Raw genomic sequence first — 9,730 nt, forward strand, 5'->3', positions numbered from 1 at the left:
CCTCCCTGCCCCCGCCGCGCGTGCTCCTCTCGCCGAGGGCTGAGTTGTGGTCGCTCCGCGGCCGTCTTGACGACTACAACTCGTCCCTGGGCGGGAGTGGGTGCCCGCGCGCGTCAGCGCCCGCGGAGGTCCTTGCGCAGGATCTTTCCCGAGGTCGACTTCGGGATGACGTCGATGAACGCGACGGCCCGCACCTTCTTGTGCGGCGCGACGTGGCCTGCGACGAAGGCCTCGACGCCCGCCTCGTCGAGCGGCGAGCCCTCGCGGCGCACGACGAATGCCTTGGGGATCTCCTGCCCGTCGGCGTCCAGCGCCCCGACGACGGCCGAGTCGGTGATGTCGGGGTGCGTGAGCAGCAGCGCCTCGAGTTCGGCGGGCGCGACCTGGTAGCCCTTGTACTTGATGAGCTCCTTGAGCCGGTCGACGATGGTGAACTCGCCGAGCGGGCCGACCGTGGCGATGTCGCCGGTGTGCAGGAACCCGTCGCTGTCGACCGCCTCGTGTGTGGCGTCGTCGCGGCCGAGGTAGCCGAGCATGATCTGGGGCCCGCGCACCCAGATCTCACCTGGCTCGCTCTGCCCGTCTTCGACCGCTTCGATCTCCTCGCCAGTCTCGACCGAGACGAGCTTCACCTCGGTGTTGGCGATGGGCACGCCGACGGACCCGAGGGACATGCCGGTCTCCGTCGGCGGGAGCACGTGCGTGACGGGGCTTGCCTCGCTCATCCCGTAGCCCTGCCTCGTGCGGGTTCCGATGCGGTCTGCGACGGCCTTCATCAGGGCCGCGTCGATAGGGGCTGCTCCGGAGAAGACGGACCGCACGCTCGAGAGGTCGAAGGTGTCGATGAGCGGATGCTTCGCGAGCGCGACCGCAATGGGCGGCGCGATGAAGAGGTACGTGCATCGATGCGTCTCGATGATGCGGAGGAACTCGCCGAGCTCGAACTTCGGCATGGTGACGAGTCGCGCGCGCTTCTTGATGGCGATGTCGAGGAGCACGGTCATGCCGTAGATGTGGAAGAAGGGGAGAAGGGCCAGCACGACGTCGTCGTCCTCGACGTCGAGGACGGGGTAGGTCTGCACGACGTTGGCGACGAGGTTCGTGTGGCTGAGCATGACGCCCTTCGGCTTGCCCGTCGTGCCGGAGGAGTAGGGGAGCACGGCGACGTGTGTCGCTGGGTCGAAGCTCACGTCGGGGGCGGGGAGGCCCGCGCCGAGCAGCTCGCGGAGGTCGTGGTAGCCCTCTGCGCCGTCCAGGACGATGATGGCGTCCTGCTCGAGGCCGGCGGCGATGGCACCGGCATGGGCCTGCTGGAGGAGGGGGCTCACCGTGAAGAGGAGCTTCGCGCCGGAGTCGCGCAGCTGCGTCTCGATCTCCTCCGCAGTGTAGAGCGCGTTGATGGTGGTGGCCGTCGCGCCGGAGCGGAGGATGCCGTGGAACACCGAAGCGAAGGCCGGGACGTTCGGGCAGTGCAGGGCGACGACGTCGCCGATTCCGAGCCCGCCCCCGGCGAGCGCGCCCGCGATGAGCTCGATGTGCTGCTTGAGGGTGCCGAAGGTCGTCTCGGCGCCGGTGGTGCCGTCGACGATCGCGGTGCGGGCGGCATCCGCTTCGCTGAGCTCGGAGAAGAGGAAGTCGAAGACCGAGACGTTCGGGATCTGCTCGTCTGGGTAGGGGCTCTTGAACACGGCGATCTCCTTTGATCGATACGCAGGCGGCACGGTGGGCGGATTGCGCCCGTCCGCGCCTGTCAGGTGGGTGCACGTCTCGCACCCGCTGCCCATACTGCTGACCGCAGATGGGAGCAACCCCAGCGACCCGCTCAGGAGGACTCCGCCGGCGGGTTACGCCCCGGGGGCGACGGCGGCCACCGCTTCGATCTCCACGAGCTGGTCGTCGTAGCCGAGCACGGTGACGCCGAGGAGGGTGCTCGGGACGTCGTGGTCGCCGAACGCGTCGCGGACGACCTCCCACGCGGTGACGAGGTCGGCTTGCGAGGTGGATGCGACGAGCACGCGGGTGCTGGCGACGTCGCTGAGCTCCGCCCCGGCTTCGGCGAGGGCGACGCGCAGGTTCTCGACGCACTTGGCTGCCTGCCCGGCGTAGTCGCCGATCGCGGCGGTCGTGCCGTCGTCGTTGAGCGGGCAGGCGCCTGCAGGGAAGATGAGGCGGGCGCCGGGGGCGACGGCGGAGGCGTAGGCGTACTCGGCGGCGTCGCTGAGCGTGCTGGCTCGGATGAGGGACACGAAGTTCGACACGGGGCGTTCTCCTGCGGTGGCGGTTGCTGGTGGGATGGGGAGGCGCTTCAGGCTGGCGGTGCGACGGGAGCGGTGCGCTTCGCGAACTTCGGGAGCACGAAGAATGCATCCACGATTCGGAAGCGACGCAGCCAGCACGCGAGGTAGGCGACGGCGAGGGCACCGAAGAAGCAGAGCGGCAGGGAGATGTTGGGGTTGGTGACGCCGAGCTCGAGGAGCATGTTGGTGATCCACACCTGCGTCGGGAAGTGCACGAGGTAGAAGACCACCGAGTTCCGACCGATGTACTGCAGCCACCTGGCGCGGTCGTGGCTCTGGCCGGTGTGCGCGCCGGTGGCTCGTCGCACGGCCATGACCGTGCCGGCGATGCCGGCGATGACGACGGGGAGCAGCTCGAGGCGGTGGGCGTCGAAGCCAGCTGTCATGGCGTTCGCGTAGCCCCGGTTGCCGGCGATGATGAACGCCCCGAATCCGGTCGCCACGGCGAGGCACACCCACATGAGGGTGCGCGTCTCGAAACGGGAGAGTCGCGAGCCGAGCCGCACGCAGAGGTGGCCGGCGAAGAAGAATCCGCCGTAGTAGGTGAGGTTGGAGATGTCGCCGTCGGGAAGCGGCCAGCTCGCGAGCCACAGCACGGCGGGCACGACGGCGAACCAGGTCCCGGGGATGCGGGCGAGCAGTGGCGCGACGGCGTAGTAGACCGCGAGGAAGAAGATGAACCACAGCCAGTTGTTGGGGATCCAGAAGAACGGGTCGCGCAGGTCGGTGTAGCCCTCGGTGAGCATGCCGATGACCATCCACACGAGGTACGGCCAGAGGAGGGTGCGGACCTTGTTCCAGTAGTAGGTGCCAGGCGGCTTCGCGAGCGAGCGTGTGAGCAGCACCCCGGAGAGCAGGAAGAGGAGGCTCATGCGGTAGGGGGCGAAGAACGAGTTGACGTCGTTCACGACGCGGCCCGAGCTGATGCCGGCGAACATCCATGGGATGGCGGTGGCGTGCAGCAGGACGACGAGGAGGATCGCGCCGCCGCGGATGAGGTCCATCCAGCGAGCCCTTGCTGCGCCGCTCTGCGCGCTGCGTGCGGCGGGCGGCTGCTTGGACTGCGGTGAGGGTGAGGTCATTGCTGGTGCGCGTCTGGTCGGGAGCTGCCGACGCGCGACGGCGAGGCTTCGGCAGTGTCCGACCCTACGCGACTCCTGGCGGTCCGTTCGCTGCCCCGCCCATGCACGGGAATCTGGTCATGCGCTTCCGGCTCGGTTTCCGAAGTGGGTCGCCTCGACTCGGCAGCGTTATGGCCTCCTGTCGCTCCCGGTGGAGGGAACAGCAGGAGGCCACGATGCTGCGCGAGCGAGGCGGGATGCGTGCTAGCCGCGCTTGCGCCCGTAGAGGGAGATGACGACGAGGATGATGGCGCCGTAGATGAGCTGCTGCACGTTGGAGCCCAGGTTGAGGACGGTGACGAGCGTCGCGACCTGGCCGAGCACGAGCGCGCCGCCGACCGTGCCGACCACCGATCCTCGCCCGCCGAAGATGGATGCTCCACCCACGACGACTGCGGCGACGGAGGAGAGCAGGTAGCTGTCGCCCATGGTCGCGGACGCCTGCTGGAAGTAGCCGACGATGACCATGCCGGCGAAGGCGGCGAGCATCCCTGAGATGACGTACCCGGTGATGCGGATGCGGTCGACGGGGAGGCCCGCGAGCCGCGCCGTCTCGGGGGATGCGCCGACGAGGAAGAGGGAGCGTCCCCATCCGGTGTAGCTGAGGACGAGCTGCAGCACGACCATGAGCACGAGTCCGAGGGGGAGGACCGCGGCCATGGAGAAGCCGAGGACGCTGATCTGCGCGGAGGTGATCGCCGTGATGAAGTCGGGGATCTGCGTCAGCTCGGAGAAGTTGAACTGCAGCAGGATCACGCCGAACAGGAGGCCGTTCATGGCGATCGTCGTGACGATGGGGGTGAGGCCGAGCTTCGCGATGACGAGCCCGTTGAGGAGTCCGATGACGGCGCCTGCGCCGAGCGCGCCGAGGAAGGCACCGAACGGGCCGAGGGGGCCCACCATGGCGAGGAACGAGAGCGCGGAGAAGGCGATCGTGTTGGGGACGGACAGGTCGATGCCCGCCTGGATGACGGCGAACGTCTGCCCGAACGAGGCGATGGAGAGGATGATCGCGAAGGTCGCTGTGCCGATGAGCGACTCGATCGTGATGAGGTTCGGGCGGATGATGCCGCCGATGAGGAACAGCACGAGGAATGCGACCAGCGGCCACACGCTGCGTGGGACTCGCGCGAGCAGCGACTTCGACGGCGCGTACTCGACCTCGTGGTCGCCGGGCCCGGGGGCTCCCGCGCCCGCTGTCCCCGCATTGCCGACTGCGGCCGGAACTGTTGCGGTCATGACCGTGCTCCCTTCCGAGCGAACGACAGCTTTCGCCAGACGACGGGGATGCCCACGACCGAGACGATGATGAGCGCCGAGATGACGTACTGCCAGTACGAGTTGATGCCTGCGAAGAAGAGCAGGTTGCCGATGAGGCCGAGGGTGATGCCGGCGAGGATGGTGCCGATGATGCTGCCCCGTCCGCCCGTGAAGCTGGCGCCGGCGAGGGCGACGGCGGCGATCGAGGAGAGCAGGTAGGGGTCGCCGCTTCGTGGGTCGCCGGTCATGGTGGAACCGGCGAGCATGATGGCGCCCGTGGCGGTGAGCACGCCGGCGATGCCGAAGGCGGCGAGCTTCGTGAGGCGGGCGTTGAGGCCTGCAGCGCGGATGCTGTCCATGTTCGAGCCGACGCCGTAGATGTGCCTGCCGAGCGCGCTGCGCTGCAGGACGAACCAGAGGAGCACGGCGATGAGGGTCAGCCAGACGAGGGCGACGGGCACGAAGGGGATGGCTTCGCCGCTCGTCGCGAGGTGGAACTCGGTGGTGATGTTGCCGCCTGGCCTGTCCATGACCTCGCGGGCGAGCGAACCGAAGATGAAGGCGCTCGCCAGCGTCACCGCGATGGCGGGGAGTCCGCCGTAGGAGACGAGGAATCCGTTGAAGAGGCCGCAGGCGAGGCCGGTCGCGAGGCCGAGGAGCACGGCGATGGGGATGGGCACGAGCTCGGTCTGGGCCGCGAAGACCACGTTGGAGAGGCTCATGATGGCGCCGATGGAGATGTCGATGCCGCCGACGAGCACGATGAGGAGCTGGCCGAGCGCGACGAACGCGAGCGGCACGACGAGGTTCGCGGCCGTCTGCAGCTGGAAGCGCGTCAGCAGCTCCGGGTTGATGATGAGGTAGACGATCAGGAACACGACGAACGCCGCGGCGGGGGCGAACGCGCCTTCGCGTCGCAGCCTGACGAGTCCCTGTCGGCGTGCGACGGCCCGGGTGACCGGCTGCGCCGGTGGCGGGGTGACGGTGGCGGTCATGTGCTGCTCCTCGATGTCTTCTCACGCGCTGTCCTACCGCGCGTTGTCGTCTTCGCGGCTTCGCTCGCCGCTTCCTCGAGCTCGGCGGCCGAGACGGTCTGGATGCTGCCCGTCACGCCGACTGCGGCGCCGACGATCGCGTCCGCGGTCAGTCGCTCACCGGCGAGCTCGTCGGTGATCTGCCCGTTGTAGAGCACGAGCACCCGGTGGCAGACGTGCACGAGCTCCTCGACCTCGGTGGAGAACCAGAGGACGCCGACGCCCTGCTTGGCGAGGTCGACGATCGCGCCGTACAGCTCCTGCTTGGCACGCACGTCGATGCCGCGCGTGGGGTCGTGCAGCAGGATGACGGACCGGGAACGGTTCATCCACCTGCCGAAGACGAGCTTCTGCTGGTTGCCGCCGGAGAGCGAGCCCGCCGCCTCGAGGGGGCCGCGCGTTCGCACGGAGAGGGCGGCGAGCACGCCGTCGAGCCAGCCGCGCTCGCGGGCGAGCCGGGGCTTGCCGCCGAGCTGCCAGGCCTTGAACCAGGGCGCGAGGAGGTTCTCTCCGACGCCGAGCTCGAGCGCGAGCCCTTCCTTCTTGCGGTCTTCCGGCACGTAGCCGAGGCCGCGCCGGACGCCGCGGACAGGGGTGAGTCGGGTGACGGATTCGCCGTCGATCGTCCACGAATCTGCCGTGGCGGCGGATGCGCCGAACAGTGAGCGCAGCAGTTCTGCCTGCCCGTGCCCCGCGAGTCCGCCGATGCCGACGATCTCGCCGGCGCCGATGGTGAGGGAGATGCCGTGCACGCCTTCGGCTCGCAGCCCTTCCACGTCGAGGACGTCGCCCTCGCGGGCCCGTGCGGGCGGGTCGGGGAAGAATCGCTCGGCTTTGCGGCCGGCCATGAGCGAGATGAGCTCATCGTCGGTCCAGGAGCCGCGCGAGAACTCGCCGGCGAGGCCGCCGTCGCGCAGCACGATGCCGCGGTCGGCGATCTCCGCGATCTCCCCGAGGCGGTGCGACACGTAGATGACGCTGCCGCCGCGTTCGGTGAGCTCGCGGATGCGGGTGAACAGCCACTCCACACCGGGAGGGGTGAGCGCGGAGGACGCCTCGTCGAGGATGAGCAGCTTCGGCTCTCCGGCGAAGGCCCGCGCGATCTCGACGAGCTGCCGGTTGGCGAGCGAGAGGTCGGAGACGAGCGCCCGTGGGTCGATCTGGGGGAGGTCGAGCGAATCGAGCAGGGCGCTCGCTGCGCCGATCGCCTTCTTCTGCGAGAAGCCGCGCAGCGGCGCCCCGTCCGGGAGGCTCAAGTTCTCGGCGACGGTCCACTCGGGCACGAGGGCCAGCTCCTGGAACGCGCAGCGCACGCCGGAACGACGCGACAGCCGCACGCTCCCTGAGGCGAGCGGCGCATCCTCGACCGTGATGGTGCCGGAGGTGGGGGTCACCGCGCCCGCCAGCATCTTCGCGACGGTGCTCTTGCCCGCGCCGTTCTCGCCCACGAGGGCGAGCACCTCGCCTGGGTGGCAGACGAAGCTCACCCCCTGCACGGCCTTGACCGGGCCGTAGCTCTTCACCAGGTCGGTCGCGACGAGGAGCGCCTCGCCCGACCCCGCGTTCCCGGTGCGTGCCGGCCGGGTGGCTTCCGCCTGCCCGGGCGCCGCCGCGACGTCTGCGGCGCCCACTTCACTTGAATTCATGACTCGATGTGTCCTCGCTGATCGATTCGAGTGAGAGCTGGCGGCAGCCCTGCTGGTGGGGGCTGCCGCTGTGCCCTAGGACCCGGAGTAGTACTCCATGACGTCCTCGAGCTTCAGGTCGAGGCCGGGGAAGTCGTAGCCGAGCTGGAAGTTCGCGGGGCGATCCTCGAGGCAGTAGTCGGCGGCGTTCTCAGTGGTGATCTCGAGCGGCGGGAAGAACTGCTCGCGTTCGATCTCCTGGCCTTCGAGGAGCAGGACGGCCTGTTCGAGGCCCTTCGCGTAGATCGACGGCTGGCCGAAGATCATGTTGCCCGTGAAGCCTTCCGGGGCGTACTCGACGAGGGCGCACGCTTCGCCGTTGTAGCCGGAGCCGCCGACGGTGGGGACGAAGGGGATGCCGGCGGCCTTGTAGGCCTCGGCCACGCCCTGACCTCCCGTGAGGAAGGAGTAGACGCCGCCGATGTCCGGGTTGGAGCGGAGGATGTTGGCCATCGACTCCTGCGCGGTGGCCTCGTTCCAGCCGTTGGTGTCCTGGGCGACGACGGATGCGCCGCCGGCCTCGAGCGCGTCGATGACGCCCGGCATGGAGCCTTCGTTGAGGGGCACGCCGGCGAGGCCCTCGAGCACCGCCACGTCCTTGTTGTCGGTGAGGTTCTCGAGCAGCCACTCTGCGCCGATGGTGCCGGCGCTGGCCCAGTCGGTGGAGACCGTGTAGACGTCCTCGCTCTCGTAGGGTCCGCCGTTGGCGATCACGGGGATGCCCTGTGCGGTCGCCTGCGCGATGGCCGGGTCTGCGCCGCTGGAGGAAGCCGGGTCGAAGAGGATGAGGTCGACGCCGTCGGCGATCAGGTTCTGCATAGCGGCGTTCTGCTGGGCCGCGTCGTTGTCGTCGGTGCGCACGATCTTGAGCTCGACCTTGTCGACGTACTCGGGGGAGTTCGCGAGCGCCTGGAGGGAGGCGAGGCCCATCTCGCGCCAGGCCTGGCCGCCGAGGGGCTGCTGGAAGCCGATGACGAACTTGCCGTCCTCGCCTCCTGCGGAACCGCCGCCGCCCTCTGCCGGTGCGCTCGTGCATCCGGCGAGGAGGACCACGGCGGAGGCCGTGGCGACGAGTGCTGTGCCCATCCTGAAGCGCGATTTGGGTCGACGAGTGTGCATGATTTCTCCTTTGAAATCTGGCGGATGCTGCTGACGGCGTGAGTGGAGTGGAGGGCCTCTGACCGAGATCCGGGGCTGTTCGCCAGCTTGCTTCGTGACACTAGCCCAAAAATGGCAGCGCTACCAGTAGCGCTGCCAAATTGGCTGTGGACAGTTATCTGAATGCGGCCACCAGCCCAGCGGCAGGTCTCCGAGAGCTGTCCCGCGCGTCTCGCCTCACCGCCCTCACCGCCCTCACCTCCCGCACCGAAACGCAGACCTGTGAGAAGTGCAGCTCCCCGAGCGCGGGAAGCTGCACTTCTCACAGGTCTGCTGGTGGCTGGTGGCCGAGGGACTGAGGAGTCGGCGGCCGGGCGTGGGGCCGCGCTCGGTAGTGTGGCCAGCGACGAGTGGATGCGACGAGGGGATGCGACGTGAGATCACCTGCCGAGATTTCAGAGGCCGTCGGCGCGAAGATGCGAGACCGGCTCCAGGAGACGCTCGCGCGACGTGCCGAGCTGCTCGGCGTCGGGGTGGATGCACGCGCCGAGGCGGCAGGGAAGGCTGGCACCGGCGCATCCACCGCCGCATCGGCCGCCGCATCGGCCGTGCCGGCCGCAGCCAGCATCGGTGAGGCGGTCAGGCACGAGTGGGCGGCGCCGCCGATGCACTCCGACGCCGCCATCCGCGCGCAGACCGGGCAGGGGTGGGACGAGTGGATCGACGCGATCGACGCGGGTGTGGGGCGCGACGCGGCGCATCCGCGCATCGTCGAGTGGGTCATGGCGAACTCGGCGCAGAACGGCTGGTGGAGCCAGGGCATCGCGGTCAGCTTCGAGCGCATGACCGGTCGGCGTCTTGCCGGGCAGATGCCGGACGGCACGTTCACGGCGAACCGCTCGCGAACGCTGCCCGTCGACCGTGAGGTGCTGCGGGAGCTGATCGCCGACGACGCGGCCCGGGATGCGCTGCTCGGCTTCGAGACGGAGTTCCGCTCGAAGGTCGCGTCGAAGACCTACAAGGTGCTCCTCGCTCGCGACGGGCAGCCGATCGGCGGGCTCCTCTTCACGTTCGACCCGGCGCCGAACGGGCGCACGAAGTTCGCGATCGCGCACGAGAAGCTGCAGGTGGTCGACGAGATCGAGCTGTGGAAGGCGCACTGGGGCGTATGGCTCGACGCCCTCGAGCTGGCCTTCGCCTAGCACCCTCACCCCCACCTTCTCCCTCACCCCCTC

8 protein-coding genes are annotated in these 9,730 nt (G+C 69.1%); 1 reads left to right on the forward strand and 7 read right to left on the reverse strand.

Going from position 1 to position 9,730, the window contains the following annotated elements:
- Positions 1-113: 113 nt before the first annotated feature.
- The 7 genes from GV007_RS17635 to GV007_RS17665 all read right to left on the reverse strand — a co-directional run bounded on the left by GV007_RS17635 (position 114) and on the right by GV007_RS17665 (position 8,516).
- Positions 114-1,688, reverse strand: a complete 1,575-nt coding sequence (locus GV007_RS17635) for an AMP-binding protein (protein ID WP_201297771.1) — start codon at positions 1,686-1,688, stop codon at positions 114-116.
- Between the two features lie 156 nt (positions 1,689-1,844).
- Entirely contained in the window at positions 1,845-2,258 is a 414-nt protein-coding gene (locus GV007_RS17640) for a RidA family protein (RefSeq protein WP_194676440.1), read from the reverse strand.
- 47 nt (positions 2,259-2,305) lie between these two features.
- Complete coding sequence (locus tag GV007_RS17645) at positions 2,306-3,379, reverse strand: acyltransferase family protein (RefSeq protein ID WP_160074953.1); 1,074 nt, start codon at positions 3,377-3,379, stop codon at positions 2,306-2,308.
- Positions 3,380-3,622: 243 nt separating this feature from the next.
- Entirely contained in the window at positions 3,623-4,657 is a 1,035-nt protein-coding gene (locus GV007_RS17650; protein ID WP_160074955.1) for an ABC transporter permease, read from the reverse strand.
- On the reverse strand, positions 4,654-5,673 hold the full coding sequence (locus tag GV007_RS17655) for an ABC transporter permease (RefSeq protein ID WP_160074957.1): 1,020 nt from the start codon (positions 5,671-5,673) through the stop codon (positions 4,654-4,656). The genes GV007_RS17650 and GV007_RS17655 overlap by 4 nt, the downstream gene beginning before the upstream one ends.
- Positions 5,670-7,358, reverse strand: a complete 1,689-nt coding sequence (locus GV007_RS17660; RefSeq protein WP_160074959.1) for a sugar ABC transporter ATP-binding protein — start codon at positions 7,356-7,358, stop codon at positions 5,670-5,672. The genes GV007_RS17655 and GV007_RS17660 overlap by 4 nt, the downstream gene beginning before the upstream one ends.
- A gap of 75 nt (positions 7,359-7,433) precedes the next feature.
- Entirely contained in the window at positions 7,434-8,516 is a 1,083-nt protein-coding gene (locus GV007_RS17665; RefSeq protein WP_104332923.1) for a substrate-binding domain-containing protein, read from the reverse strand.
- A 413-nt stretch (positions 8,517-8,929) separates the two neighbouring features.
- Here GV007_RS17665 and GV007_RS17670 point away from each other — a divergent pair, with 413 nt between their 5' ends.
- A complete protein-coding gene (locus GV007_RS17670) occupies positions 8,930-9,697 on the forward strand; it encodes a hypothetical protein (protein ID WP_160074961.1) in 768 nt (255 codons plus the stop codon).
- Positions 9,698-9,730: the final 33 nt, after the last annotated feature.

This window comes from Pseudoclavibacter sp. 8L (assembly GCF_902506465.1).
Taxonomy (GTDB): Bacteria; Actinomycetota; Actinomycetes; order Actinomycetales; family Microbacteriaceae; genus Pseudoclavibacter.

Coding starts and splice junctions, on each gene's coding strand:
- GV007_RS17660 (WP_160074959.1), bottom strand. CDS start 7,358: ATGAATTCAAGTGAAGTGGGCGCCGCAGACGTCGCGGCGGCGCCCGGG.
- GV007_RS17650 (WP_160074955.1), bottom strand. CDS start 4,657: ATGACCGCAACAGTTCCGGCCGCAGTCGGCAATGCGGGGACAGCGGGC.
- GV007_RS17665 (WP_104332923.1), bottom strand. CDS start 8,516: ATGCACACTCGTCGACCCAAATCGCGCTTCAGGATGGGCACAGCACTC.
- GV007_RS17645 (WP_160074953.1), bottom strand. CDS start 3,379: ATGACCTCACCCTCACCGCAGTCCAAGCAGCCGCCCGCCGCACGCAGC.
- GV007_RS17655 (WP_160074957.1), bottom strand. CDS start 5,673: ATGACCGCCACCGTCACCCCGCCACCGGCGCAGCCGGTCACCCGGGCC.